Raw genomic sequence first — 25,727 nt, forward strand, 5'->3', positions numbered from 1 at the left:
AAAGTAAGGTGCGAGAATACGGCTAGGATCAATGGCACAGAAGAAAAGCGGAAGCGTCCGTTTTAGCCCCGCTCTCCGATCCTTGTAGTTGTAATTTTACGGTACGTGTTCTCTTATTATTACACGTTCGCTCAGATTCTTTAAGTTACGCTCAAAAACGTCGAGTTACGCTCAAGATTCTCTAGCTGCGCTCAAACTGCCTTATGTTTCGCTCAAAATCTTCCTTTTTCGCTCAAAGTAGTTAAAAGCGAGGGTAGTTTAGGAGGCTCACCGCACGCCCCGCGGAAAGCGAGCATCCTGAAACGGAGATCAACTACTTCCAAGAGAACAAAGCTTACGAAAACAGCCATTATTTATAATTTCTTTACATCGGATTTACGCAGGTGTAAACAAGTCTTCAAACTCCCTTGTTAATGTGAGAGAGTACTTCACTGACAACAAAGGGAGAGTGTAATATCATGTTCAAAGCAACTATCGGGGCTCTTGCGTTAAGCCTTACAGTTATGGTATCAGGATTTACAGCTGATGCAGCTGAAAAAGAGAAAGAAATATTAAATGTAGCACATCGAGGTGCTTCTGGTTATGCACCGGAACACACTTTAATTGCATACAAAATGGGTGAACAAATGCATGGGGATTACATAGAGGTAGATCTTCAGATGACAAAAGACGGTGAGCTTATCGCCATGCATGATGAAACACTTGACCGTACTACGAATGGAACAGGACAGGTTAAAGATTACACGCTTGAAGAAATTAAAGAACTTGATGCAGGCAGCTGGTTCAATGAGAAATATCCGGAAAAAGCAAACCCTGAGTATGAGGGTCTTAAAGTGCCAACGTTAGAAGAAGTGTTCAAAACGTTCGGAAAGAATGCGAACTATTATATCGAAACAAAGTCGCCTGAAGTCTATCCTGGGATGGAAGAAAAACTCGCAGAGATGGTTGATGAATACGGAATCAACAAAGATACATTACTTGTGCAGTCATTCAGCTCTGCAAGTTTATTGAAAATGAACGAGATTGACCCCTCTATAAAACTAGTACAGCTAATGTGGTATACATCACCAGCTGCCGTTTCTGATGCTGAAGTTCAAGCTATTAAACAGTATGCAGTCGGTATCGGACCAAACAGTGCTATGATCGACAAGGAGTATGTTCAGAAAACCGTTCAAAACGGACTTGAGATACATCCTTATACAGTGAATGAAAAAGAAGAAATGCAAAAACTAATCGACTGGGGCGTAACCGGAATGTTCACAAACTTCCCAGACCTGTTGAATGAAGTGAAAAAAGGACGATAAACAAAAGCAGCTGGCATATATGCGTCAGCTGCATTTTTTCTGTTTCAACAAAAAAAGAGCGGAAGTTGATCCGCTCTAAGTTTATTTGCTTAACCCTAATCGAATATTCATGATCTTTCTTAACACGAAGTAACTAAGTACTGCGCCAATCGAAGCTGAAAAATAATAGCTGATTAAAGACGGATTATTAAAAGAACTAAATAGATTTCCGCCCGCCATACCAAACGCAAGAGCGAAGCAAAAGATTACACCAAAGCTGAAGAAACGCTTTCCTTTTTCAAAAACAAGCAATCTTCCATTGTTTTCGTTCTTCGTACAGCTGAAAAACCAAATCCCCAGTGGAAAAGTTACCGCAAAATAAATAAGCGGAGAGAGTAATATAAGATAATTTGGCATTCTTGTATGATCTGATACAGAACCATAGATATTATCAACAACATCCGTATAATAGGCGAATTCAAACACTGGAACAGGCAGTGTAGCGGTTGCAATAAAATCTCCAAATGTGTTTAAAGATCCCTCGTTAAGACCATTCAACATATCTAATTGAACCCCGTGGAACATCAGGAACGTCCCAATTAAAGAAAAGAAACCGATCGGGAAGAACAAGAAAATAAAACTTAGAATAAACTGCGATATCATGCTGCCCGCGATCGTACCTATAAACATACTAAATGTGAATATGGCGATAGAAAAAGGGATTACTAAGATCATGAATTCCAATAAAAATGTGGCATCAGCAATTTCATTAAGAATCGTAAATCTTACAATGAGCATACATAATAATAGATTAACTAAAAGTCCAGTAGTAATATGTACTGCACCAAACATCCATTTTGAAAGAAAAATATCTTTTCTTTTAAAAGGAAGCGAAAATGTCAGATCAGTAGAATGTGTTGTTCTCTCTGGCCCGATAAGCAAAGAGGCAAACCCTACAAGAATCAGCGTCATAAACAAGGCGATTTGAACACCATGAAAACTAAAGCTCAATTGTGATGCTTGTAAATCGAATTCGTCTACCTGTGTTTGAAGGCTTTGTGCTTCCCCAAAAAAGAAAAAAGGCAGAAAAAAGAATAAAGAGAGGTAAACGGCCCAAACAGCGGGCGCGGCTAATTTTTGATTTCTCATCCATAATCCTTTATGAAACATGTGATTCCCCTCCAAGCGATGAAATAAATATATCTTCAAGTGTCATCGGAAGCTCTTCTAACAATAAAGGCTGCTCTTGCTGCATCTTTTCCATCGTCGCCTCGATATTGCCTTTGATCATCAGCGTGTACACTCTACCGGTTTGAGAAAGAATAGTTACGTTGTTTAAGTTTGCAATTTTCTCAGGTAGAGAGTGTTTGTAAACGGCTTGAACTTTCCTGAAGGATGATTTAGCGTCTTCGATTGAAGTGGTAGACTCAATCTGACCATCCTTCATCATAATGAGCACGTCAGCAATCTTTTCAACTTCCTCAAGGTGATGAGTGGAAATAAGGACACTTAATTGACGTTCACTTACTTCTTCAATAATAAATTGAAGAATATTTCGTTTTACGATCGGATCCAATCCGTTTGTCGGTTCATCCAAAATAAAAAAATCAGCTTTTGTTGAGAATGAAAGAATCATAAGAAATAAAGCTTTCATCCCTTTGGAATAGGTTCTAAGCTTTCTGTTTTTTGGGAGCTTAAAACGATCCATTAATGAGTAAAAATACATAACGTCAAAGTCTTCATAGATTGCATCATACAGTTTCACAATCTCTTTAACGTTGTAAGTTTTTAAGATTTCAGTAGAATCAGGAACATAAGTAAGCTTTTGCTTAACTCCAGGCTGCTGGTGGATATCTATATCATTAAATGTTACTTCGCCTTCGTCTGGGTCGAGAATTCCCGCAAGTGTTCTGAGCAAAGTAGACTTACCAACTCCGTTACGGCCGACAATGCCTGCAATCATACCTGGCTCAAGAGTAATATTGACATGTTCTAAAACCTGGCGTCCATCTATCTTTTTACTAACATTAATCATTTTTAACATGGTCGTTATTCCCTCCAAGCTCTTCAGAAAACTTTTTTATCCATAGTGCCAACGTTTGCTGGTCGATTCCTAAATACGAAGCATCAATGACAAGCTGTTTGATCTGCTGCTTCATTTCGGCAATCTTCTGCTCATCGGCTCTAGGGGTTATGGAAGCAGAAACGAAAGTGCCTTTTCCCCGCAGGGTCTCGATGATGCCTTGCCGCTCCAGTTCTTGGTACGCTTTACTTACTGTGTTTGGATTTATCAATAATGTTCCTGATAGTTCTCTTACCGAAGGCAACTTATCTTCGGGCTGCAGGATCTCCTTCAAAATCAGCTCTTTAATTTGATGGACGACTTGCTCCCATATTGGTGTATTGCTTCGGGGATCTAAATTTAAAATCATATTATCCCACCTTTAAATACTATGTGTGTATTACTCTATATAGTACACTTATAACATACAGGATTAGTAAATTCCTGTCAATGTACTTTTCTTTACTTTTTATAATGCAGAAATCTACAATAATTGCAGGAGGTGTTCAGCATGAAACACTTGATTGATGAAGCAAAGCTGCTGATTTTTGATCTGGACGGAACTCTTTATGAAGACACAGATCATTTTGATTATTATTGCAGGCTGATGCAGCAGCGAGTTGCTGAAGATAAGCGACAGGCTTTCTGGGATACATATGAAAACATGAAAAAGGGAACACACCCTGTTGGGATCGGGAAGGTATATGATATAAAACACGATACAAGTGTAACTGTTGACCCTATGACTCTTCAGGTAACAAAGGTTACCTCATTTGATGGGGAAGACTGGCCAGCAGAAAGAATAAAACAGGAATATGCGGGTGAACTTGTATATGATTTTGAACGCCTGATTGCAATTGGTGACGGCTGGTGGCTCCCATATGCGACAGCTATGCATTTTGGATTGAAGCAAAGTGATACGTGGGAATGTTATAACGCTACGAAAGAATATATGGTTACAGATCAGTTTAATTTAACAAAAACACCTGGGCTGAAAGACAGTTTGATTCGCTTAAAAGAAGAAAAGAAGCTAGTCCTTCTCTCGAACAGCGAAAAAGAAGATGTAAAAAGACTGCTTAACGAGCTTGAGCTGGACGGGATGTTTCATGCCCTTGTTACAGAAGGACACAAGCCGCTGAAAACAAAAGAAAAGATGCAAACCATTCTGGACGAATTTGGTGTGCTGCCGCATGAGGCCGTATCAATCGGTGACAATTTTATTAATGAAATTGCACCAGCTTTGTTAATGGGACTAAAAGCAATCTACATACAGCCAAACCGTATAGAAGTTGAACACGAAAATCTTACAATTATTCCAACCTTGACGAACGCTTTATAAAAAATTATCTCATGACTTGTTCTAAATTGGACAAATCCCCTTACAATTTATAGTAGGTATAAAAGGGGGCATGTGTTTTGAAAAAATCCATGTGGTTTATGCTAGGCTTTGCTATATACGGTGCATTGATGTGGTATTACTTGTTTCACGGAGCCGATTCGGCACTGCCAGTAGACCTTAAGGGATCTGCGGCAGACCCGGCAATGTTTATGACGGACAGAGAACTTGAGTTGAGTACTGATTTCTCAAGGATAAAGGACTTTTTGTACTTTATTTCTGTACCACTCGAATGGATGATTTACTTATTTGTTCTAGGTTTTGGACTGTCAAAATGGTTTCGAAAAGCTTCAAGCGGACTAACAAAATTTTCGATCGTTCATACGGCGGTCTATGTATTGCTTCTGTCGTTTGCGAGCTGGGTGTTAACATTCCCGCTCCGCTATTACAGCTTTACAGTATCAAAAAGCTATAACATATCTGTCCAATCCTTTCATAGCTGGATGAGAGATGGTCTTGTGGATTTCTGGATCAGCTGGGCACTGACAACGCTTATGGTTGGAGTCATGTATTGGCTCATTAAAAAATATGAAAAGAAATGGTGGCTGTTTGCATGGCTGCTCTCCATTCCTTTTACGGTGTTTTTATACTTTATTCAGCCTGTCGTAATTGATCCTTTGTACAACAAGTTCTACCCGCTGCAGGATGAAGCTTTAAAAGAAAAGATTCTTAACATAGCGGACAAAGCGGATATACCTGCTGAAAATGTGTATGAAGTGAACATGTCTGAAAAGACGAACGCCTTAAACGCATATGTTAACGGAATCGGTTCTAACTTGAGAATTGTCTTATGGGATACTACGTTAAATAAATTGAGTGATAACCAAGTGTTGTTTGTCATGGCTCATGAGATCGGACATTATGTGATGAATCACCTGTATTGGAATCTGATTTCTTCGATTGTTCTTTCTTTCTTGGGCTTGTGGCTTGGTAATATCATCTATCGCAAGTGGATTGAGAAATACGGTAAGTCGTGGGGTGTTAAAGGAGTGGGGGACCTCGCCGCTCTTCCTGCTTTGCTTCTGATATTCTCGCTCCTTAGCTTTGCGGTATCTCCAGTGGAAAATGCTGTTTCCAGAAAAGCAGAACGGGATGCTGATCAGTACGCGATTCAGATGACAAAGAATCCTGAAGCAGCAGTTGGTGCTTTTCAGCAGTTGGCAACTGTATCACTGAGTGAGGTTAATCCGCCAAAAATTGTGAAGTGGTTCTTGTATGGCCATCCAACAATGCTTGAGCGTATCCACTTTTTAGACAGTTATAATACAGGGAAAACAATGGATAAGGAGCAGTTACCTCATTAATTTAAGGCTTTTTTCGTAATAATTGTTGCTCTTGTAAGTGGTTGATTTCCGATCTAGGATGCTCGCTTTCTGCGGGGTGTGCGGTGAGCCTACTAGCGCTTTGCGCTGTTAGGAGTCTCACCTGTCCCACTCATCCCGCAGGACAAGGAAGGCTTTGACAGCTTAACATCGCACGAAGAAAATGTGATTTTCATTTTCGAGGAGTCTCGCACCTTGCGCTCCAATTTGTCAATGTAGTGAATGAAAAAATGACCCGAAAGCAACAATCTTTTAGAAAAAAGGCTTTAGAAAATAACCAAAATAAAAGAAAAGCTGGCCGAGTGTGGATGATATCCACTTTCCCGGCCAGCTTTTTCGTGTTTATGAGCGGTTTTTGAGTTTTACGAGCGGTTCTTGAGAATTATGAGCGGTTCTTGAGATTTATGAGCGCTTCTCGAGATTTATGAGCGCTTCTCGAGATTTATGAGCGGTTCTTGAGATTTATGAGCGGTTCTTGAGATTTATGAGCGGTTCTTGAGATTTATGAGCGCTTCTCGAGATTTATGAGCGGTTCTTGAGATTTATGAGCGGTTCTCGAGATTTATGAGCGATTTTTGAGATTTACGAGCGGTTCTCGAATTTTATGAGGGAAACCCAGGTTTACAAGGAAACCTGAGTTTTATTTCACTGCCTGTAAGCTTACATTTGGAAGAATCAAAACTTCTACCCTGCGGTTCTTCGCTCTGCCTTCAGCTGTTTTATTATCAGCTTTTGGCCGGTATTCGCCATATCCGCTTGCACTTACTTGATTTGGTTTTAACGCGGGATTCTCTAGCAGAACTCGCATAAAGTTAATACCGCGGAATGCACTGAGCTCCCAGTTAGATTGGAAATTAGCTGTACTGATCGGCACATTGTCAGTATGTCCTGCAATTACAATATTGCGCGGAGGGTTCGTAACAAGGAGATCAGATAACTTCTTGCCGATCTCTCTGGATCCAGGCTTAACTGTTGCACTTCCGGAATCGAACAGGGCATTATCTAAAATGGTGATCAAGAGGCCGTTTTCGGTTAGCTGTGTTTGAAGGCTTGTTGTAAGATTGTTAGCCTGAATGAATGCATTGATTCTTTTTTCCAAGTTTTCTAGAGCTTCAAGTTCTTTCTTAGCATCCTCGAGACGTTCTTTTTCTTCCTTCGATATGATTTCTTTTGCAGCATCAGGAATCGGCGTTGAATCTGGAGTAGGGATTGGCGCCTGTTCCTCCATTACTCCCGTACCGCTTGTAAATTCATTTCGGAATGCACTTGCCATCTGCTTAAACTTTTGGGCATCGATCTCACTCATTGCAAATAGAACAATAAATAGAGCTAAAAGCAATGTAAGCATGTCAGCATAGGGAATGAGCCATGACTCATCTACATGATCTTCATGATGCTTCTTCTTTTTAGCCAACTGTACCACCCGCTTTATATTGGTCGCGTTCACTAGTCGGAATATACGTTAAAAGTTTTTCTTCCAAAATCTTTGGTGATGTACCATCTTGAATAGATAACAATCCTTCAATCATAATTTCTTTAATCATGACTTCTTTCTTTGATTTGCGTTTTAATTTATTGGCGAATGGATGCCAAAGTACATAACCGGTAAAGATCCCGAATAATGTTGCGATGAATGCTGCTGAAATCGCAGAGCCTAGTGCAACGATGTCTGCCATATTGCTTAATGCAGCAACAAGGCCAACAACAGCTCCCAACACACCAAGAGTAGGAGCATAAGTGCCAGCTTGGGTGAAAATTGTAGCGTTAGACGCATGGCGTTCTTCCATGGTTTCTAAGTCTTTTAATAGCACGTCTTTAATAAATTCAGGAGGCTGACCGTCAACGATCATCTTAATTCCTTGCTGTAAAAATGGATCATCTACTTCTTCTGCTTTAGGTTCAAGGGCAAGAAGGCCTTCTTTTCTGGCGATTGTAGCCCATTCGATAAAGATCGTTACAAGATCCTTCATATCAATGAGTTTTTGTTCTTGAAAAAGTACTTTAAACAATGCTGGAATTTTTTTTATTTCACTCATAGGAAATGCGATTAGAATGGCTGCAGCAGTACCAGCAAAAATAATTAACAGTGCTGCAGGGTTGAGTAAAGAAACCGGACTGACACCTTTTAATACCATTCCGACTCCAATTGCAATAATTCCAAGAATAACCCCTATTAAACTTGAGCGATCCATAAGATGTTCCCCACTTTATCTTTTATTTCTGTAGCTAATTTCGTGTATGCCAGATATTCTTTTATATCGGAAAGATAAGGGGAAACTTAATGATAAATGATGGAAAAACACCAATCGGGGAATAAATTTTAAACAAATGTTTAGTAGAGCGGCAGCTGAAAAAGACAATTGCTGCCTGTTTTTGATAAGATGGAAGTTGATAAAATGAAGTGAAAAGAGGAATTTAATTGAAGCTCAAGCCGGTTATTCTCACACTTATATTTGCAGGTTTAATTGGTCTTGCATTATATACATCACAAAAAGAAAATGAAGAGGCGAAAAAACAGACACCAGCTGCACAAAATACCGGTTTGAAACCAGGAAGTATGGCGCCGGATTTTACACTTAATACACTCGATGGAAAACAGATCTCACTTAAAGAATATAGGGGAAAAAAAGTAATATTAAATTTCTGGGCAACATGGTGTCCGCCTTGCCGTGAAGAAATGCCTGAAATGCAGAAGTTTTATCAGGAATATAAACAGAAGGATGTAGAGATCCTGGCAGTTAACTTAGAATACTCTGAAACAAAACCTGATAAAATCAGGGATTTTGTAAAAGAATATGAACTTGCGTTTCCAGTTCCGCTCGATGAAAAAAATACAACTGGAAAACAGTTCAGAGCGGTCTCGATACCGACTAGCTACTTTATTGATGAAGAAGGAACCATCACGAAGATGCATATAGGACCGATGGACTATAAGTTTATGGAGGATGAAATAAAGAGTATGAATTAAATGAGGTAAGTTTTAAAACCTTTGTCGATTATGGACAAAGGTTTTTTTATTTCATTCGATAAAGTTTCAATTTAAAAAGTAATCCTAAAGACCCGTATCCTTATTCTGAAAAAATGGGAAAGTTGACCAATAGGGAAGATATTCTTTTTGTCGAATTAAGGTATTAGCGGAACTTACTGAATGTCAGGACTATTGATTGTGCTTAAAACCCGTATCAGATTATGTAAGAGAAGGGGACTACTTAATGAACAAGCAATATGAAGAAATTGATATAAAACGTATTGCAGATTTTCAAAGTACACTTTCACATTGCCCCATCCATCTTTTTGGACTGAAAAGAGAAGACAAAGGTGATTATATTTTTACTCATTCTTCTGGTGCGATGTATGATGCTCTTGGGGTTTCAGTTAGACCGGCAGCTGGGACAAAGCTTTATGAACTGCATTCAAAAGAACTAGTATCAAGCTGGACACCTCAAATAGAAAAAGCTTTCTCAGGAGAAACGCAGACGGCAGAAATAGAAGTAGCAGCTCATACTGTCCGCACTACTCTGTATCCTGTTTTAGGTGAGAATCAAGTTATTGGTACTTCATACATGGTGTCTTTAAAAGACCAGTCCGAAAGCATTCGTGATAATAAATTTAAACAGTTGTTTAACCATGCACTTGAAGCCATTATTTTATGCCGTTCAAATATGGAGATCGCAGAAGTAAACGAAAGAGCTTGTGAGTTATTGGAACTATCCAGAGAAGAACTGATAGGAAAGAATGCCGAGACCTTTTTTATGAAGAATGGCCGGGATGTTATCCGGAAAAAATGGGGAGAGGTTATGCACGGCAAAAAAATCTCAGGCGAGTTTCGTTATAGAACGCCTGACGGTTATTATAAAGAAATTGAATACTCTTGTGAAAAAGATATGGTCGATTTTTTGCATGTGACAATCCTTAAAGACGTTACAGATCAAAAATTAACTGAACAAAAACTCTTGAAAGCAGAAACACTTAATGTTGTGGGAGAACTGGCGGCAGGGGTGGCACATGAGATTCGGAATCCATTAACTTCCTTAAAGGGATTTGTTCAGCTTATCCAAAATCAAACAGATGATTTTAATCAGTATTTATCCATAATTTTATCTGAGGTTGATAGAATTGAACATATCATCAAGGAATTTTTGGTTTTATCCAAAAGCAATTCACAAAACTTTGAATTGACCTGTATTGAGGCGATTATAAAAGATACAGTTGATCTATTGAACACGCAGGCCATAATGAAGAACATCGAAATCTTAACTGATTTCGAGGATGGAATCCCGCTTATGTTTTGTGATCCAATGCAATTAAAACAAGTTTTTATAAACTTTATTAAAAACGCAATTGAAGCTTCATCAATAGGGAATAAAGTAGATGTAACAATAAAAATGTGTCCGCATTCTAAATATGTTCAGATACAAATATGTGATTACGGATGCGGTATGGAAGAATCGGTATTAAAAAAGATCGGAAAACCATTTTTCACGACCAAGGATGAAGGAACAGGGCTGGGTTTAATGGTCAGCAATAACATTATTAAACATCATAGCGGCAAGCTTGATGTGCAGAGCGAAAAAGGGATCGGAACAAAATTTATTATCTCATTACCTGTTGATAAGCAAAATTAAAAAGCTTTCCCAATCGGGAAAGCTTTTTGTATTAAAGTATATTACCCTTTGAATAATTGAACGAACATTTTACCATATTGACCACCGTCAACTACACCGATACCAACGTTTGTGTAGTCAGATTTTAAGATGTTTTCACGATGACCTTGAGAGTTCATTAGGCTAGTATGAGCACCGTCAACAGAAGAGTTTCCTGCTAGGTTTTCACCAGCTGTCTTATATTCCACACCAAACTGCTTCAACATATCAAATGGAGAACCATAAGTTGGTGAGTTGTGATCGAAATAGTTGTTGTCGATCATGTCTTTTGCTTTAACACGAGCTACTTTTGTTAATTCAGGATCAGCTTTTAATGCTGGTAAACCTTGCTTTTCACGCTCTTGGTTTACTAGGTCAAGCATTTGCTGCTCTTCTGCAGTAAGTTCTGCACTTGTTTCAGCTTTTGGTGCTTCTTCAGCTGGAGCTTGAGTCTGCTCTTGCTGAGGTGCTGGAGCCGGTGCCGGTGCCGGTGCAGCTTGCTGCTGTTGTTGTTGTGGTGCTGGAGCAGCTTGTGCTTGCTGCTGATTATTATTTAAAGAAGCAAATGGGCATGTAGATGCCGCTTCTGAGATTCCTGCGTTTGCGCCGAATAGGGAAGCGCCCAATACTGATGCTACTACTAATTTTTTCATAAGATGTTTCCCCTCCTAATAAATTATCTTACGTGTACATGTTTCGGGACTTTTGTAGGAGGGTTGGGGGTCTGGAATTATGTACCAGTTTAAACGACCCACAAGTTGGTTACATCATTATTTTGAATATCAATCATGAATACATCAGGGTTTTTTAAGAGCTCCCATTCTTTAAATCCAAAGGACGGCTCGTAGTGGTTAATTAATAAACTCATTAAGTTTCCATGCGTTACAAGCAATACAGAATTATGGCCAGCATCCTTTAGTTCTTGTATGAGAGACTGAACTCTCTGTTTTGCTTCAAATGTAGACTCTCCTCCAGGAAACTTTAAATGTTCTTCATTATATGTACGTTTTAAATGAAATCTCCAATCCCAATCTGGATCTGTTTGAGTCGAAAGTATGCGCTCGGCCAACCGTTCATCCGTTTTAATATCGGTATGAGTTAATTCTGCGTATGGTTTTATGGTATCTACAGCTCTCTTGAAAGGACTTGAAATGACATAGTCGAATCGATAACCTTCAAGAAAACGTGCAAGCTCCTTTGCTTGCTGTAAGCCTTCTTCTGTTAATGGAGCTTCACTTTCTTGTCCAGTTGCTTTACAGTGTCTGACAGCTATAATTTTCATTATATATCCTCACTTATATAGATGTTGTTTTTTGGCTCTCTTCTTTGACAAGTTGATTGGAGTGAAAGGTGCGAGACTCCTGCGGGATCAGCGGGACAGGTGAGACTCCTAAGGGAGCACAGCTCCGAGGAGGCTCACCGCACGCCTCGCGGAAAGCGAGCATCCTGCAGTGGAAATCAACCACTTACAAAAAGAACCTTATTTTTCATTCGAGACGTTAAACCTGATTCCTTCCCGAATACTATAAATGGTGAAAGACGAAGGGAGATTGTTATGTATCCTGAATTAAATCATTTTAAACAAATGAAAAAAGAATACGATGATGATATAGCTCGAGCACAAGAGAAATGGCAGCAGCTGCATAAACAAAAAGAATGGGCTTCTAATGAATATGAAGATCTATTGAATGAGTACGGTGTAAGGAATACAAAAGTTACGATGGAACATTTAACGGAAGCAAAAAACAGTTATCTGGCAGCAATGGAAAAAGAACGTGCAGCCATGGAACATCTAGATGAGTTAAAAGAGAATAGAGATGACAGGCTTTCAGAATACATAAAAACGGTTTACACATCCCGAGATCGTGAGCTCGATACTGCGAAAGTAAGTATGGAGAAAAAAATCGATCAATTAGAGCGGCTGAAGGCAGAGTACTTAATGATGGTTCAGCAGATTCAAGAAATTCATGCTTATCGAATTTCAGTTGAGAAGGAAACAAATGAGGCGATTAATAGCTATCATCAATCCTATGAACCAAAAGAAATTTTGCCGCTATACCCAGCACTGGCACGTTTGGAGATTCCATTATCAGATATTCAGTATGTATTTCAAAAAGGAGAGCTTCCCGCTCATTTAAATAAATACCTGCAATTTAACGAAACGCGTTCTCCGTTTTCAATAAAAAAGCCATAATCCTAAAGAAGGATTATGGTAAAGAAAACCGAACGCATGATGAAGAAATGGGGGTAGGGAATTGCTCTGCTGACCTCTTGCCAGCAGGAGAGATTTGTATCTCACAATCCTACTATATGTCCTTAAGGAATAAATGGTATGGACAAGTGCCATGGGCATTCATGTATTTTTCACTTCTTTTAAAAAAGCCGGCTCATTAAGGATAGGTCCTCATGTGCCAGCTTATTTTTTATTTAACTTTTTGTTTCCACTTTTGCAATAAGGATGCCTCTTTATCAGGGTGTAATCCCGCTTTCCATTGGTCCCAGTCTAAATCTCTTGATAGTGACCAGGCAGCTGTATCCTGAATTGTTTCTTCTATTGAACGAAAAACGAGTCCTTTATTTTTGGCCTTCGAGTCATCAGCATAATCAAGTCCACGATATTCTTCACTTGCGATCCATAGGGGCATCTCAACCCACTCACCGACTTTTTCTTCTAATAAAAAAGATTCTGGAACAGGTACAATGTTAGCATTTGTTGTATTAGGTATGCATTTTTGAACGAAATTATTGAAGTTATAACTATCGCCAACCGCTTGATATACACCATTTTCCTGATTTTCTGCCATACGTACGATCCAATCCGCTAAATCCCGTGCATCAATAAATCGGATAGTTGGATCAATCATTTCTGGTACAAGAATTTCTCCGCCGCGCGCACCCCTATGAGGCCAATAAGTAAAGCGGTCGGTATAATCGTGAGGACCAACGATTAATCCTGGACGAATGATCAATGCCTGTTCACCAAATACCTTTTGGACTTCTTTTTCGCAAGCAGCTTTCAGTGCACCATAGTTTTCACCCATTTCAGTTGTGTCGGGATCTTTTAGGACAGCTGTTTTAGCTTCTTCGGTTAAATAACGGACAGATTGATCTGCATATACGGATACAGATGACACAAAAATATAAGAAGATACATTGTTATGAAGAGCTTCTGCTGTTTTCCTTACTTGTTTTGGAAAATACCCGCAAGTATCCAGTACTGCGTCCCAGCTTTTGTTTTCTAACAGGGAAAGATCTTGTTCACGGTCACCGATTAATTCTTCAACACCTTGAAAAATGCCGGGAGCAGCTGTTTTACCTCTATGAAACAAAGTGACCTCATGTTTATTTTTTAAAAAAGATTCTGCCAAGTGCCTTCCTAAAAAACGTGTGCCGCCAATGATTAATACTTTCATTTCTACACCGCCTATTCCATTTTTCTTAATGCAGGAAGTTTCCACATGATTAAAAGGTTAACAATAATTAAAGAAAGTGCTCCGCCAGCCATAATGTTATCAATTGTAAATCCATATGAGATCAGCATGGATGTAGCAGCTAGAGATAAGGGAGCAAGCCCCATACTTGCCATCGTTAAAAGTCCCATCAGGCGTCCAAGCAGTTTTTTATCCACAGATGATTGAACCGCTGAGATAAGAGGAATGTTGGTCGCAGGGAAGGTAACCCCGATAAAAAAGATCGCCATCATACAAACGTAAAGTGAAGAACTTTGACTAAACCAGTAAAAGAAAATATTCATTGTGAATAAAGAGACGGTTACCATCAATCCGCGTCTTTTTTTGATATTTAGAATACCGATAATCACTGAACTAATCAGCATTCCTGCAGCCATAGAGCCTTCAATAAAACTAAAATCAAGTGCGCTGCCGTCGAGAATATTTTTAACGAAAATAGGAAGCCCCATCATTAACGGACCTACAACAAAAACGTTAAGAAAGATTGTGCTTAAAAACAAAGCTTTTAGAAAAGTGGATTGTTTTACAACATCGATTCCTTCCTTAATGGACTGCCACATACCTGGCTTATTTGTTCCTGAACTTTCAGAAGCAGGAATATTTAAAAAATAGGCAAGTATCGCTGAGATCAATAACATAACTGCTGGTACACCAAACGAAAGCATATAGCCGCCGCTTGAAGCAACAAGCAATCCGCCAATCATTGGTCCAAGTATAAGTGAGCTCTGCTGTGTCGTTTGGACAACAGAATTAGCACGTGTCAGCTGTGCGTTGTCAACGACATTTGGCAGCAGAGAGCCATTTGCAGGCCATACGAAAGCATCCAAAACACCGAAAAGAAATCCGAAAATGATAAAGGATACAAGTGATAGATGCCCTGTTGCCAGCATGACGAGCAGACTGCATAACACAATCGTTCTTAGGAAATTAGCCATGTATAAAATTTTTGTCCTGCTGATCCTGTCTGCCAAAACACCTCCAATCGCCATGAATAAAATACGAGGTACGTTTGCAGCTATAAAAACGATTCCTAATGAGGCTTCTTTATCAAGTGTTTTAACTACGTACCAGCTTTGTGAAAATTGAAAAATAGCAATAGAGAAAGAAGAGCAAATCGTTATTGCCCAAATAAACAAAAAGGAACGCTGTTTAAATAGTGATTCTATTTTAGGTTCAGCTAATGCAGTGGCTTGTGCCATCTCAATCAATCTCCTCTTCTGGATAAGGTGTATCTTTTAATGGAAACGAAAGCATGAAGTAGTGGTACATTTCACCTTCTTCCTGTTCATTCTTTTTGAATTCCGATATTAGCTCTGAAATTTCTTTTGCTTTTTCATGAAGCTGTTTCACTTGATCGGGTGAGAGCTTAACGTGTCTATAGCCAAATTTAAGCGGGGAATCAGTGTATGCAAGAACTTCTGGATCAAGCTTTCTAATCATGGATTTCGTTTTGTCCAAGGAAACGAGAATATTCTCCTTTAACGCATCAGAAAGTTCATCTTTTACAGCGTTACGCTGATCAGGCAGGATTTCCGTAATTGAAAAAGATTGAGCGACAGGTCTGTAGAACTTTTGTATAATCCCATTCTTTTCTTCGGTTCTTTCCACAATTAATAAGCCAACGCGTTCCATCTCTTTGAGATGATAGTGAATCTTTGGAGCAGGGATTTCCAAGATGTCGGCAAGCATCTTACCAGTCTTTGCCTCATCTAAGATCTCCCACAGAATTTTAATGCGCAGCGGGTCACTGATTACCTTTAATTGTTCGATCTCACGGATGTGATATATTTCTTGCATGTTTAACACTCCTAAAACGTTCAAATATATTTGAATGTATCATAATGTAATAATATGCCAAACGTCAATTGTTTTGCACATTATTTGTAAAAAATAGTTCAAATGTTGTGAAAATTTTTGTATAATCTTAGTATAATGTTCGCATTACAACTAGAGGCTGGAGGTTCACAGTATGGGGAATAAGGATCTGAAATCCTATGTGGAGAGGTTAGAAAGAGTACATTACATTGTTTCAAAGCGACTGCACCCGGAAATTGCGATTGAAAAAGAATTAACGAAAACACAATTTGTTCTTTTGAAAACATTATGTGTAAGGAATAAGTGGACAGTTTCAAAATTAGCCGAATATATGGGTGTTAAGCCAAGTGCAATCACAGTGGGAGCAGACCGATTGTACAAGCGTGGTTTTGTAAGCCGCTACCGAAGTGAACTAGACCGTCGAATTGTATATCTTGAAATCACAGACGAAGGACATGAGATTTTGAGAGAAGCTGAAAATGAGAGAGTGAACTCTATCAGTGACTACCTTAATCATTTGTCATCAGAAGAACTAGGAACTTTTATAGATATTTATGAAAAGCTTGCAAATGGTACACAGCCAGACGCAGAAGAATATGTGCTTTCCTCGAAGACCAGCTGATTATGGCTGGTTTTTTTGTGGATTGATAAGAGGCGAATCTCTTCGTCATTTTTTCTCTATTATTTTTTCATAGATTTAATTCTATTTGAATTTTTCCGTGCATAGGATGTGATAGAAACGAATTAAGAAGTGGAGGACGACAAATGTTTACCCCGCAATTAAATATGAAACGTTTACCGCTTTTATTAGCAGGAGCCATGCTTTTTATTGTCATTGCCACTAGTTTCATCACATCCTTTGAACACAAGTACAGGCTGAGCTCATCCACCATGCATAAGTGGTTAACCGAGTTTTCAGGGGAAGCACTCGTATATTTTATAGGCTGGGAAAATCGATATTTTACACAGGAACTGCCGAAAGAGAGTGAACCTCCTGCCTTGTCCAGTATCTTGCTGGAGCTTACAACAAGTATTAAGCCTGGTGATATTAGAAGCTTGCTTGGAAACGAGCTGCCTGGTTTTGCACTTTATGATTCAACGATCATTGTTGCAGGGGAAGGGACAGACTATACAAACATCGGTTATGAATCACCGCCGCCGATGGAATTGCTCTTAAGCGGTGAAGATGCGGAAGTGCAAGATATCGAAAGGCTCGAGGATCCGGAACCATCTGAACCTCAAAATCCTCCAGGACAGACGACCGGAGGGAAAAGAGTAGCCTACATTTACCATTCTCACAGCTGGGAATCATTCTTGCCTCATCTAAAGGGAGTGACAAACCCTGATCATGCGATTCACTCCAAGGTGAACATCACGATGGTAGGAAAAAAGCTAGGAGAAGAGCTTGAATCCAGAGGAATCGGAGCAGCTGTTGATATGACAGACATGACAGAGTTCCTAAGAAAGAACAATGCAGATTACCGCAAGAGCTATCCGATGTCGAGGACTCTTGTGGAGAGTGCAATGGCCAACAATAACGACTTGGAATTAATCTTTGATCTGCATCGGGATTCTTCCCGCAGGAAAACCACTACAGCTACGATAGATGGGAAATCTTATGCAAAAGTGCTGTTTGTCATTGGTAAAGGGAATCCGAATTATGAAAAGAACCAAGCAGCCGCACAAGAGATTCACAAAATATTAAATGAAAAGTACCCAAGCTTAAGCAGAGGGGTCATCGGAAAAAATAAATCTGAGGGAACTAATGGGGTGTACAACCAAGACATGCATGAAAATGCGCTATTGATCGAATTTGGCGGAGTCGATAACAACATGGATGAATTGTACAGAAGTGCTGAAGCGATCGCGGAAGCAGTCGCGGAGTACTATTGGAAGCAAAAAGATGTGAAAGCTGAATAGATGATTTATGGTGACAGCTCCAGAGTGTTGAATCGCTCTGGGGCTTTCAGTTTGGAGGGTATGTTACGGTAAAGAATTGCTGTAGTTGGTCGGTTCGTCAATAAATGGCTAAAGTTTGTCAAATTAAACATAAAATCTTTCAAATTAAGGTGAAAACTCATCAAATTATGCTTCTAATGTTTCAAATTATCTTGTTGATCTGTTGGATATACCCCCTTGTGTATAAAAGATTAACAAATTAAGGATAGTTCCTGGTCATAACAAGCTTAGGTTCTGCAAATCCTAATTAAAAATGGTATAAAAAAAGAGAAACGCTTGTTTTAATTACCAGTGGACGGGAATAAAAAGAGAAAGAGAAGAATGTGAAAAAGGAGCTATTGCATGAAGCGGATGAAACGAATCTGGGAATTTTTCCTTACTGTACTATTGCTTATCTGTTTATACATCGTGTTCTTTGCAGAAGGATATGTCATCATTAAAACGGTATTCGGGCTCCTGTATATTGCGGTGATTTTGTATACGATCTATTCGTTAATGCTGGAAAACAGAACCGCACAGCACACACTTTTATGGATTTATGTACTTATATTATTTCCTTTTATCGGATATATGTTTTATCTGTATTCAGGACAGCTTTATTTAAAAGGACATCTATTCAAGTCTAAACGTAAAAATGATCGTGATGAATGGATCAGGGTTTCCAAACAAGATGAGAAACCTGATTTCAGTGATTTGAAGCGGCATCAGCAATGCTTTGCAACGCATGCGCATCACATCACATTAACAAAAATTAATCGTCATACCGGGACTAAGATCCTGAAGAACGGGCAAGAAACTTTTCCTGAAATTATTAGAAGACTGCAAGAGGCGAAAGAGTACATACACATTCAATACTATATCTTTCGCTCTGACCGTCTCGGGAAGGATATCATCGATCTTTTAATCAAAAAAGCAAATGAAGGTGTTAAGGTAAGATTCCTGTTTGATGGAGTAGGCAGTTTATCTCTTCAGCAATATGATATTGACCGTATGAAAAAAGCAGGTATTCTTGTGGAAGCCTTCTTGCCGGTAAGGTACGGATTTTTTAACCAGAAGCTTAACTTTAGAAATCACAGAAAAATTATCGTGATTGACGGCAAGGTTGGATTTGTTGGTGGGTTAAACGTAGGAGTTGAGTATTTAGGAGAAGACCCTGATATCGGATTTTGGCGCGATACTCACATGGTGATGGAAGGGGAAGCCGTTCAAGTTCTGCACGCGATATTCCTGATGGACTGGGAATATGTATGTGGAGAAGATTTATTGGAAGATTCCCATCTGACGGAAGCCTATCCTTCAGATGGGGATGGGATCGTACATGTTGTTGCGAGTGGTCCAGATACCCAGCTGGGAATCATGAGTGATTTGTATTATTCATTGATCTCTTGTGCGGAAAAATCAATTTGGATCGCCACACCGTATTTTGTTCCGAATGAAGCCATCCGGACTGCATTAAGAGTCGCTGCCAAAAAAGGAGTACAGGTCCGATTGATGGTTCCGGAGATCAACGACGGATTTTTAACTCAATATGCAACCCGCTCTTACTTCCCTGAGCTGCTCCGTTCAGGTATAGAGATCTATTCGTATCAAAAAGGGTTTTTGCATCAGAAAGTTATCATCATTGACGGAGATACGGCATCTATTGGAACAGCGAATATGGATATGAGAAGCTTCCATTTGAATTTCGAAGTAAACGTATTTTTGCTTAACACAAAGTCAGTTAACGACCTCGTTGAACAATATGAAGAAGACATAGAAGAATCAACAAAGGTCCGTCCTGTAGAATTTTATAAAAGAGGGCTATGGGAAAGAACGAAAGAATCATTCTCCCGCCTTTTCTCAGGTGTTCTCTAAACTGAAGAAACAAAAAAGACGAAGAGATTCACCGCTTATCAAAAAACAAAGAATAGAAAGTCCTCCTTGAGAATAGGGTTGTACGAGAGACCATCTATTGAGGGGGATTTTTTTTATGGACTGGCTTGAAGCTCTTATATTAGGGATTGTACAAGGATTAACAGAATTCTTGCCGGTGAGTTCAACTGGGCATCTGCTACTGGGAAGGCAGATCTTCAACCTGGAAGAAGCGGGACTATTTCTCGACAGCATGCTTCATATCGGTACATTGCTTGCTGTTATGACGGTTTATTGGAAAGATATTCTACAAGTAATAAAAAAACCATTTAGCAAAACAGGAATATTACTTATTGTCGGTACCATTCCAACGGCTATTATTGGACTTGCTTTTAAGGACTTCTTTGAAGAAATTTCGAAAACCGGTGTAACGGTTGGTTGGGAGTTCTTAGTAACAGGGCTGTTGCTTTGGTGGGCAGATTCTTTTAAACGAAACGGATATAAAGGAATAGAGGAGATAACAATCCGGGATGCTCTTGTAATCGGTACCTTTCAGGGTGCGGCTATCCTTCCTGCGGTTTCGCGTTCAGGTTTAACAATAGCGGCAGCCCTGTTTTGTAAGATTGATAAAAAAGCCGCAGCTTATTTTTCTTTTCTTTTATCAATTCCTTCAATCGCTGGCGGAGTGGTTCTGCAGTCTAAAGATCTTTTTACATCAACAGCACCTTCCATAGCTTATTCATCCTTGATTATCGGTACAATCGCCTCCGCTTTATTCGGGTATATTGCTGTGAAATGGATGATCAAGTTATTGCAAACCGGTACTTTAAAAGGCTTTGCAATTTATGTATGGCTGATCGGTTTAATCGTACTTGGATTGCAATTTTCCGGAAAAATGTAAAGTATTTGTTAACACGTAAAAAATGGATTGACAATTAAAAGACGGAGGATTACAGTATATGTAATTCAAAATTTAGCAGGCTTTAGATCGCTGAATTTACAGTCAATTTCTTTAATTTAAAGGAGACTGTGAAACGGGGGAACCAATCTTTTGGGGTGAATTTTGCAAGCAAGCAAAAAGGGATACTCCATTCCCTAATCCGACAGCTAACCCCGTAAGCGTCATGTCACTGGAGAGGTCAAATTGGTGAAAAACCGGACCCGCTTTTTTGTGTGGTCTTTTTTTGTTTTTTACAGCTTTTTGAGAACCTCTTAACCAGCAAGGCTAGAAACAACGAAGGAAAACTTCATGGATTTTAAGGGGAGAATTTAAATGAAAAAACAGTTTGCAGTTATCGGATTAGGTCGTTTTGGGGGCAGCATTTGCCGGGAGTTTGCCAAAATGGGCTATGATGTACTCGCGATCGATAATGATATGGAAAAGGTCAATGAATTTGCGACGATTGCAACTCAGGCCGTTCAAGCTAATGCAACAGATGAAAAGGTAATGAAATCGCTTGGGATCAGAAATTTTAACCATGTTATCGTCTCGATTGGTGAAGATATTCAAGCAAGTATTTTAACAACTCTTTTGTTAAAAGAATCAGGTGTAAATAAGGTTTGGGTTAAAGCTCAAAATGACTATCACCATAAAGTATTGGAAAAACTAGGAGCAGACCGAATTATTCATCCAGAACGCGATATGGCTCTTCGTGTTGCTCAGCTTATCTCTTCAGAAAAAATTATCGACTTTATTGAACTGTCGCATGAACACAGTATTGTAGAAATTGGTGTTACAGATAAATTAGTGAATAAAACACTGACAGATTTAGACGTTCGAGCTCGTTTTGGATGTAATATCGTTGCGATTAAGCGCGGTGATGACATTCTAGTCTCTCCGATTGCAGATGTTACTCTTCAATATGGAGATGTCCTCGTGGTAATTGGACGCAATGAAGACTTGAACCGCTTTGAGGATGAGGGAGTGTAATTAGTGGCACTGCATGTCAATAAATCCAGGTTGCATAATCCGATAAAATTGAACCCTCCTCAATTTTTAGCATCGCTTTTTTTGTTTTTGATCATATTAGGCGCTTGTTTATTAAAACTTCCCATAGCCCACGAGGAATCACTGCGATGGATTGATGCGTTGTTTATAGCAACTTCTGCGGCTACTGTAACCGGGCTGGCTTCAGTCGATCCGGGTTCGACGTTCACTCTATTCGGAGAGATCGTCATTTTATTTTTAATACAGGTTGGCGGACTTGGTGTGATGTCCTTTGCATCTCTCGTTGTAATTATGATGGGGAGAAAGATCTCCGTGAAACAAAGGGTTTTGATGCAAGAAGCGCTAAACCAGCCCTCAATCGGCGGAGTTATAAGGCTCGTTCGTAACTTATTCGTCTTTTCGATCAGTATTCAAATCATCGCCATATTCTTTTTGTCATTAAGATGGGTACCTGAGATGGGGTTTGGTAAAGGGGTATATTACAGTGTTTTCCACGTCATCTCTGCTTACAATAATGCAGGCTTTGCGCTTTGGTCTGATGGATTGATGGGTTATGTTGGTGATCCGATGGTTAACATTGTAATTTCTCTGCTATTTATTACAGGGGGAATCGGGTTCACCGTTCTAGTAGACCTCTGGGTCAGCCGGAAATGGAAAGATCTTTCGCTTCATTCAAAAGTAATGATTATTTCAACATTTGCTATCAATATTGTGGCCATTTTGTTTGTTTATTTATTTGAATTTAATAACCCAAAAACATTAGGCATGTTATCGGGAGCTGAAAAGCTTTGGGCAGCATATTTTCAGGGAGTATCTCCTAGAACAGCAGGATTTAACTCGATCGATATGACGGCAATTAATCCGGATACGTCCCTTTTAATGATCCTATTGATGTTTGTCGGTGCAGGAAGCACTTCAACAGGCGGGGGTATCAAACTTACAACATTCGTAGTCATTCTCTTTACGGTTGCAGCGTTCTTAAAAGGAAAAGAAGATACCGTTGTCATGAAACGCACGATCCGTAATGCAGTTGTTTATCGTGCTTTAGCAATTACGACCATTTCGATTTTATTTATCTTTGCAGCATTGTTCATCGTAACATATGTGCAAAAAGGCGAATCCTTTATGATAATACTGTTTGAAGTGATTTCCGCATTCGGGACAGTTGGACTAAGTATGGGATTAACACCCGATCTGACGATTATCGGAAAGATTGTAATTTGTATCGTGATGGTCTTTGGTAAACTTGGTCCCCTGACACTAGCGTTTAGTCTTGCTAAACAAACAAGAGAAAATATTCGATATCCAGATGGTGAAGTATTCACTGGATAATAAATAAGCTAACTCGAAAAGGCGGCTATAGCCTTTAAGAGTTAGCTTTTTTTTTGGTTAAAAATGGGATAAGCGGCGTTCTGTTGGGAATGCTAAAACAAGATTTAATGAGTGTCATGAAAGGGTGAGGACGAAATGCAAAAAATTAAAGAAATATTTCTTGTTTCTCCCTTTCTTGTCTTCTTTCTCGTGCATTCAGAACAAGTGGGGGTTGGAGTATTAGGGTATCAGCGGGTCATTGCAAAATACGCAGGTTATGATTCTTGGATCTCTGTTATCATTGCGGCTATTTTCGTTCATATTCTTATCTGGATGATCTATTACGTGCTGGATAATGGCGGGGGAGATATCGTCACGATACACAAAACATTGTTTGGCGGAATGCTGGGGAACATCTTTAACTTTGCTCTTCTTCTGTATTTTCTATTGTGGTCGATAACGGTTTTAAGAACATATATTGAGGTTGTACAAGTATGGATGTTTCCAACACTAAAAACGTGGACAATAGCTCTTGTATTCCTTCTTTTAACTTATTATGTGGTTTCTGCAGGATTCCGTACGGTTGCTGGCGTTTGTTTTTTAGGTGTTGTTATTCCTTTGGGACTTATATTCCTTTTAATTTATCCGCTTGAATACACCCACTTTTCTAATTTGCTGCCAGTGTTTGATGAGAGGCTGAAAGATTATTTTACGGCTTCAAAAAATATGATGCTTAGTTATCTTGGGTTTGAAACATTGCTGGTTTTCTATCCTTTTATAAAGAATGCGAAAAAATCACAAAAGTTTGCACACCATGCGAATATCTTTTCCTTTATGATGTATCTTTTAGTAACACTGTTTTCTTTTGCCTTTTTCAGTCAGGAGCAGCTTGCTCGAAATATTTGGGCAACACTCTCAATGGTTAAAATTGTACAAGTATCCTTTGTAGAACGTTTTGATTTTGTTTTCGTTTCCATGTGGTGTCTCGTAATTTTGCCGAATATAACCCTTGCTATATGGTGTTCCAGCCGTGTTGCGAAATTGATGCTGAACATCAGGCAGCACGTTACACTAATCGTTTTATTATGTATAGTCCTTTTAGCTTGTATCTTCCTAGATACGCGTTTCAAAATAAACATGCTCAACAATTATACGAACATAATTGGATTTTATCTTGCAATCAGCTATATACCTATCTTATTTGTAATGACCTTTATTAAGAAAAAAATTAAAAAGAAAAGGACGAATAACGGTCAAACGTCATCGTCCACTTAAATGTTATTTTATGCCTGTAAAAGAAGTGTCAGCCTGTCTTTATGCTTTTCTCGCTGCTGGCTGTCTGAAGTATTATGCCAATCCTGAAGTGTTTCATTAATCAGCTGTTTAACCATATGTTTTGTCCAGACTACATAAGCACCATACGTATCACCTTTAAAGAAGCTTTTGAGCATATTGTTTTCTGGACCGAAAAAGAAGCCTAGCTGATCATGAATTAATGTAGATTCATCAATGGAAAAAGGCATGATTTTATCTGAGAGCGTGTATTGGTATGAATTGTTTTCTTTTTTAATAAAAGAGATGCTGTAAAGCTGTCTTTCCGGGAGAAAACCCTTTGTTGTCGGCAATAGCAATAAAGGGTTATGTTCTTTGTCATAAGCAATAAAAAAATCATTAACATCTTCTTCAAAATGTGGAGTTCTTAACATTGAAGCAAGCGTGATCTCTTTTTGTACGTCTAACATTTCGCAGCCCTCATTCCGTTTATTTTCTTACAAACAGTCTTGCCGCTAGATTGCTAGATTATACCTCATTTTATTTGGCTGTTTTCACAATTTTTGTTGCTCTTGTAAGTGGTTGATTTCCGCTCCAGGTTGAGGGGCTTTGAGCGAAAAAGGAAGATTTTGAGCGTAACTAAATGCAGTTTGAGCGCAGCGAGAAAATCTTGAGCGTAACTCGACGTTTTTGAGCGAAACCTGAATGAGTCTGAGCGAACGTGTAATAAATATAAGAACACGTTCCGTAAATGGAGTCTTTTTCTTTATTGTACTGCTGTGATAAGTTGTTGAAAGGGAATTGACGGACAAAATGTAAACGCATACACTAGAGGTAGTTAATAGTCGTGAGCAGAAAGAGTGTATAAATATATGGCATTATCTAATGAAAAACTTATCGGAAAAATGGCCATTTTAGGTGTGCTGGATGAGAGCTATCTATCTGAGATTGAAAAGCAGGGCTGGAAGTATTGCGTAGGCAAAGCCGGTTCTATGGACTCTCAGAAGGTAGTAGCAGCAATCGAGACAGCGGCCAAAAATGAAAAGGTCATTCAGAGCGGTATTTATAGGGAAACTCATTCTCTTTATCATGCCATTATGGAAGCCTTTCATGGTGTGACAAGAGGCCAGGTTCAACTGGGAACGGTTCTTCGGACAGTAGGTCTTCGTTTTATCGTTGTCCGTGGAAACCCTTATGAGAAGAAAGAAGAAGGCGACTGGATTGCAGTCGCGCTATATGGAACGATCGGTGCGCCAGTAAAAGGGCTTGAACATGAGGCGATCGGACTTGGAATCAATCATATTTAAAAACTGCCCATAGTTATTAGTGATGAGGGGGCGTATTCGAAAGAGTTTCTTTCGGGTGCGCTCTTTTTTGTTTGATCAGAGACTAAAT

Annotated in this window: 25 protein-coding genes and 1 riboswitch; of the genes, 14 read left to right on the top strand and 11 right to left on the bottom strand. The window is 39.2% G+C overall.

The annotated features are described in order from the left end of the window. Positions 1-503 precede the first annotated feature (503 nt). Positions 504-1,304 carry a glycerophosphodiester phosphodiesterase gene (locus ACFQ4X_RS00990; RefSeq protein WP_379836986.1) on the top strand — a complete coding sequence of 267 codons (801 nt, stop codon included), beginning with the start codon at positions 504-506 and terminating at the stop codon, positions 1,302-1,304. An 81-nt stretch (positions 1,305-1,385) separates the two neighbouring features. Here ACFQ4X_RS00990 and ACFQ4X_RS00995 read toward each other — a convergent pair whose 3' ends face one another. Genes ACFQ4X_RS00995 through ACFQ4X_RS01005 form a run of 3 tightly spaced genes read right to left on the bottom strand, consistent with a single transcriptional unit; the run spans position 1,386 to position 3,715 of the window. Continuing rightward, the gene (locus ACFQ4X_RS00995; RefSeq protein ID WP_379832713.1) at positions 1,386-2,453 is read right to left on the bottom strand and encodes a hypothetical protein; all 1,068 of its coding nucleotides are present in this window, start codon (positions 2,451-2,453) and stop codon (positions 1,386-1,388) included. Beyond that, positions 2,443-3,327: an ABC transporter ATP-binding protein gene (locus ACFQ4X_RS01000; RefSeq protein WP_379832714.1), complete on the bottom strand. Its 885-nt coding sequence runs from the start codon at positions 3,325-3,327 to the stop codon at positions 2,443-2,445. The genes ACFQ4X_RS00995 and ACFQ4X_RS01000 overlap by 11 nt, the downstream gene beginning before the upstream one ends. Next, the gene (locus ACFQ4X_RS01005) at positions 3,311-3,715 is read right to left on the bottom strand and encodes a GntR family transcriptional regulator (RefSeq protein ID WP_379832715.1); all 405 of its coding nucleotides are present in this window, start codon (positions 3,713-3,715) and stop codon (positions 3,311-3,313) included. The genes ACFQ4X_RS01000 and ACFQ4X_RS01005 overlap by 17 nt, the downstream gene beginning before the upstream one ends. Before the next feature lie 141 nt (positions 3,716-3,856). Between ACFQ4X_RS01005 and ACFQ4X_RS01010 the strand changes: the two genes are divergently transcribed. After that, entirely contained in the window at positions 3,857-4,684 is an 828-nt protein-coding gene (locus tag ACFQ4X_RS01010; protein WP_379832716.1) for an HAD family hydrolase, read from the top strand. Between the two features lie 77 nt (positions 4,685-4,761). Continuing rightward, positions 4,762-6,045 carry a M48 family metallopeptidase gene (locus tag ACFQ4X_RS01015; RefSeq protein WP_379832717.1) on the top strand — a complete coding sequence of 428 codons (1,284 nt, stop codon included), beginning with the start codon at positions 4,762-4,764 and terminating at the stop codon, positions 6,043-6,045. Positions 6,046-6,703: 658 nt separating this feature from the next. Here ACFQ4X_RS01015 and motB read toward each other — a convergent pair. After that, the gene (motB, locus tag ACFQ4X_RS01020) at positions 6,704-7,477 is read right to left on the bottom strand and encodes a flagellar motor protein MotB (RefSeq protein WP_379832718.1); all 774 of its coding nucleotides are present in this window, start codon (positions 7,475-7,477) and stop codon (positions 6,704-6,706) included. Next, entirely contained in the window at positions 7,470-8,255 is a 786-nt protein-coding gene (gene motA / locus ACFQ4X_RS01025) for a flagellar motor stator protein MotA (protein WP_066286740.1), read from the bottom strand. Before motA ends, motB begins: the two co-directional genes overlap by 8 nt. Positions 8,256-8,482: 227 nt before the next feature. Between motA and ACFQ4X_RS01030 the strand changes: the two genes are divergently transcribed. Further along, on the top strand, positions 8,483-9,031 hold the full coding sequence (locus tag ACFQ4X_RS01030) for a TlpA disulfide reductase family protein (protein WP_379832719.1): 549 nt from the start codon (positions 8,483-8,485) through the stop codon (positions 9,029-9,031). A 244-nt stretch (positions 9,032-9,275) separates the two neighbouring features. Beyond that, complete coding sequence (locus ACFQ4X_RS01035) at positions 9,276-10,688, top strand: ATP-binding protein (protein WP_379832720.1); 1,413 nt, start codon at positions 9,276-9,278, stop codon at positions 10,686-10,688. 41 nt (positions 10,689-10,729) lie between these two features. Here the strand turns inward: ACFQ4X_RS01035 and ACFQ4X_RS01040 are convergent, their stop codons facing one another. Both ACFQ4X_RS01040 and ACFQ4X_RS01045 read right to left on the bottom strand, forming a co-directional pair. Continuing rightward, positions 10,730-11,359 (bottom strand): CAP domain-containing protein, encoded by a 630-nt coding sequence (locus ACFQ4X_RS01040; protein ID WP_379832721.1) that lies wholly within the window; start codon positions 11,357-11,359, stop codon positions 10,730-10,732. 89 nt (positions 11,360-11,448) lie between these two features. Then, positions 11,449-11,988 (bottom strand): histidine phosphatase family protein, encoded by a 540-nt coding sequence (locus ACFQ4X_RS01045; RefSeq protein WP_379832722.1) that lies wholly within the window; start codon positions 11,986-11,988, stop codon positions 11,449-11,451. Positions 11,989-12,261: 273 nt separating this feature from the next. On the opposite strand from ACFQ4X_RS01045, the gene ACFQ4X_RS01050 reads away from it, so the two are divergent. Continuing rightward, positions 12,262-12,900 carry a hypothetical protein gene (locus ACFQ4X_RS01050; protein ID WP_379832723.1) on the top strand — a complete coding sequence of 213 codons (639 nt, stop codon included), beginning with the start codon at positions 12,262-12,264 and terminating at the stop codon, positions 12,898-12,900. A gap of 229 nt (positions 12,901-13,129) precedes the next feature. Here ACFQ4X_RS01050 and ACFQ4X_RS01055 read toward each other — a convergent pair whose 3' ends face one another. The 3 genes from ACFQ4X_RS01055 to ACFQ4X_RS01065 are packed head-to-tail and all read right to left on the bottom strand — an operon-like array spanning position 13,130 to position 15,973. Next, positions 13,130-14,119 carry an NAD-dependent epimerase/dehydratase family protein gene (locus ACFQ4X_RS01055; protein ID WP_379832724.1) on the bottom strand — a complete coding sequence of 330 codons (990 nt, stop codon included), beginning with the start codon at positions 14,117-14,119 and terminating at the stop codon, positions 13,130-13,132. Positions 14,120-14,130: 11 nt separating this feature from the next. Continuing rightward, positions 14,131-15,375, bottom strand: coding sequence for an MFS transporter (locus ACFQ4X_RS01060; RefSeq protein WP_379832725.1), 1,245 nt, complete (start codon positions 15,373-15,375; stop codon positions 14,131-14,133). A gap of 1 nt (position 15,376) precedes the next feature. Then, positions 15,377-15,973 carry an ArsR/SmtB family transcription factor gene (locus ACFQ4X_RS01065; protein ID WP_066286759.1) on the bottom strand — a complete coding sequence of 199 codons (597 nt, stop codon included), beginning with the start codon at positions 15,971-15,973 and terminating at the stop codon, positions 15,377-15,379. A gap of 172 nt (positions 15,974-16,145) precedes the next feature. Between ACFQ4X_RS01065 and ACFQ4X_RS01070 the strand changes: the two genes are divergently transcribed. From ACFQ4X_RS01070 to ACFQ4X_RS01100, 7 genes are all read left to right on the top strand, one after another. Continuing rightward, on the top strand, positions 16,146-16,613 hold the full coding sequence (locus tag ACFQ4X_RS01070) for a MarR family winged helix-turn-helix transcriptional regulator (RefSeq protein ID WP_379832726.1): 468 nt from the start codon (positions 16,146-16,148) through the stop codon (positions 16,611-16,613). Between the two features lie 143 nt (positions 16,614-16,756). Next, positions 16,757-17,911 carry a stage II sporulation protein P gene (gene spoIIP, locus ACFQ4X_RS01075; protein ID WP_379832727.1) on the top strand — a complete coding sequence of 385 codons (1,155 nt, stop codon included), beginning with the start codon at positions 16,757-16,759 and terminating at the stop codon, positions 17,909-17,911. A gap of 381 nt (positions 17,912-18,292) precedes the next feature. After that, a complete protein-coding gene (gene cls / locus ACFQ4X_RS01080; protein WP_379832728.1) occupies positions 18,293-19,804 on the top strand; it encodes a cardiolipin synthase in 1,512 nt (503 codons plus the stop codon). Between the two features lie 115 nt (positions 19,805-19,919). Continuing rightward, a complete protein-coding gene (locus tag ACFQ4X_RS01085) occupies positions 19,920-20,702 on the top strand; it encodes an undecaprenyl-diphosphate phosphatase (RefSeq protein WP_379832729.1) in 783 nt (260 codons plus the stop codon). Positions 20,703-20,780: 78 nt separating this feature from the next. Further along, positions 20,781-20,939, top strand: a riboswitch (cyclic di-AMP (ydaO/yuaA leader). Between the two features lie 135 nt (positions 20,940-21,074). Further along, positions 21,075-21,731 (top strand): potassium channel family protein, encoded by a 657-nt coding sequence (locus ACFQ4X_RS01090; protein WP_379832730.1) that lies wholly within the window; start codon positions 21,075-21,077, stop codon positions 21,729-21,731. 3 nt (positions 21,732-21,734) lie between these two features. Next, complete coding sequence (locus tag ACFQ4X_RS01095; protein ID WP_379832731.1) at positions 21,735-23,081, top strand: TrkH family potassium uptake protein; 1,347 nt, start codon at positions 21,735-21,737, stop codon at positions 23,079-23,081. Between the two features lie 135 nt (positions 23,082-23,216). Beyond that, positions 23,217-24,335, top strand: coding sequence for a GerAB/ArcD/ProY family transporter (locus tag ACFQ4X_RS01100; RefSeq protein ID WP_379832732.1), 1,119 nt, complete (start codon positions 23,217-23,219; stop codon positions 24,333-24,335). Between the two features lie 8 nt (positions 24,336-24,343). Here ACFQ4X_RS01100 and ACFQ4X_RS01105 read toward each other — a convergent pair whose 3' ends face one another. After that, positions 24,344-24,802, bottom strand: coding sequence for a hypothetical protein (locus ACFQ4X_RS01105; protein ID WP_379832733.1), 459 nt, complete (start codon positions 24,800-24,802; stop codon positions 24,344-24,346). Between the two features lie 402 nt (positions 24,803-25,204). Here ACFQ4X_RS01105 and hutP point away from each other — a divergent pair, with 402 nt between their 5' ends. Then, a complete protein-coding gene (hutP, locus tag ACFQ4X_RS01110) occupies positions 25,205-25,639 on the top strand; it encodes a hut operon transcriptional regulator HutP (protein WP_077363280.1) in 435 nt (144 codons plus the stop codon). Positions 25,640-25,727: the final 88 nt, after the last annotated feature.

The organism is Fictibacillus halophilus, from assembly GCF_042680145.1.
GTDB classification, from domain to species: Bacteria; Bacillota; Bacilli; order Bacillales; family Fictibacillaceae; genus Fictibacillus; species Fictibacillus halophilus_A.

Bases quoted from the DNA above. Each gene is read 5' to 3' on its own strand.
- ACFQ4X_RS00990 (WP_379836986.1), top strand. From the start codon at position 504: ATGGTATCAGGATTTACAGCTGATGCAGCTGAAAAAGAGAAAGAAATA.
- ACFQ4X_RS00995 (WP_379832713.1), bottom strand. From the start codon at position 2,453: ATGTTTCATAAAGGATTATGGATGAGAAATCAAAAATTAGCCGCGCCC.
- ACFQ4X_RS01000 (WP_379832714.1), bottom strand. From the start codon at position 3,327: ATGTTAAAAATGATTAATGTTAGTAAAAAGATAGATGGACGCCAGGTT.
- ACFQ4X_RS01005 (WP_379832715.1), bottom strand. From the start codon at position 3,715: ATGATTTTAAATTTAGATCCCCGAAGCAATACACCAATATGGGAGCAA.
- ACFQ4X_RS01010 (WP_379832716.1), top strand. From the start codon at position 3,857: ATGAAACACTTGATTGATGAAGCAAAGCTGCTGATTTTTGATCTGGAC.
- motA (WP_066286740.1), bottom strand. From the start codon at position 8,255: ATGGATCGCTCAAGTTTAATAGGGGTTATTCTTGGAATTATTGCAATT.
- ACFQ4X_RS01035 (WP_379832720.1), top strand. From the start codon at position 9,276: ATGAACAAGCAATATGAAGAAATTGATATAAAACGTATTGCAGATTTT.
- ACFQ4X_RS01040 (WP_379832721.1), bottom strand. From the start codon at position 11,359: ATGAAAAAATTAGTAGTAGCATCAGTATTGGGCGCTTCCCTATTCGGC.
- ACFQ4X_RS01045 (WP_379832722.1), bottom strand. From the start codon at position 11,988: ATGAAAATTATAGCTGTCAGACACTGTAAAGCAACTGGACAAGAAAGT.
- ACFQ4X_RS01050 (WP_379832723.1), top strand. From the start codon at position 12,262: ATGTATCCTGAATTAAATCATTTTAAACAAATGAAAAAAGAATACGAT.
- ACFQ4X_RS01055 (WP_379832724.1), bottom strand. From the start codon at position 14,119: ATGAAAGTATTAATCATTGGCGGCACACGTTTTTTAGGAAGGCACTTG.
- ACFQ4X_RS01060 (WP_379832725.1), bottom strand. From the start codon at position 15,375: ATGGCACAAGCCACTGCATTAGCTGAACCTAAAATAGAATCACTATTT.
- ACFQ4X_RS01065 (WP_066286759.1), bottom strand. From the start codon at position 15,973: ATGCAAGAAATATATCACATCCGTGAGATCGAACAATTAAAGGTAATC.
- ACFQ4X_RS01070 (WP_379832726.1), top strand. From the start codon at position 16,146: ATGGGGAATAAGGATCTGAAATCCTATGTGGAGAGGTTAGAAAGAGTA.
- spoIIP (WP_379832727.1), top strand. From the start codon at position 16,757: ATGTTTACCCCGCAATTAAATATGAAACGTTTACCGCTTTTATTAGCA.
- cls (WP_379832728.1), top strand. From the start codon at position 18,293: ATGAAGCGGATGAAACGAATCTGGGAATTTTTCCTTACTGTACTATTG.
- ACFQ4X_RS01085 (WP_379832729.1), top strand. From the start codon at position 19,920: ATGGACTGGCTTGAAGCTCTTATATTAGGGATTGTACAAGGATTAACA.
- ACFQ4X_RS01090 (WP_379832730.1), top strand. From the start codon at position 21,075: ATGAAAAAACAGTTTGCAGTTATCGGATTAGGTCGTTTTGGGGGCAGC.
- ACFQ4X_RS01100 (WP_379832732.1), top strand. From the start codon at position 23,217: ATGCAAAAAATTAAAGAAATATTTCTTGTTTCTCCCTTTCTTGTCTTC.
- ACFQ4X_RS01105 (WP_379832733.1), bottom strand. From the start codon at position 24,802: ATGTTAGACGTACAAAAAGAGATCACGCTTGCTTCAATGTTAAGAACT.
- hutP (WP_077363280.1), top strand. From the start codon at position 25,205: ATGGCATTATCTAATGAAAAACTTATCGGAAAAATGGCCATTTTAGGT.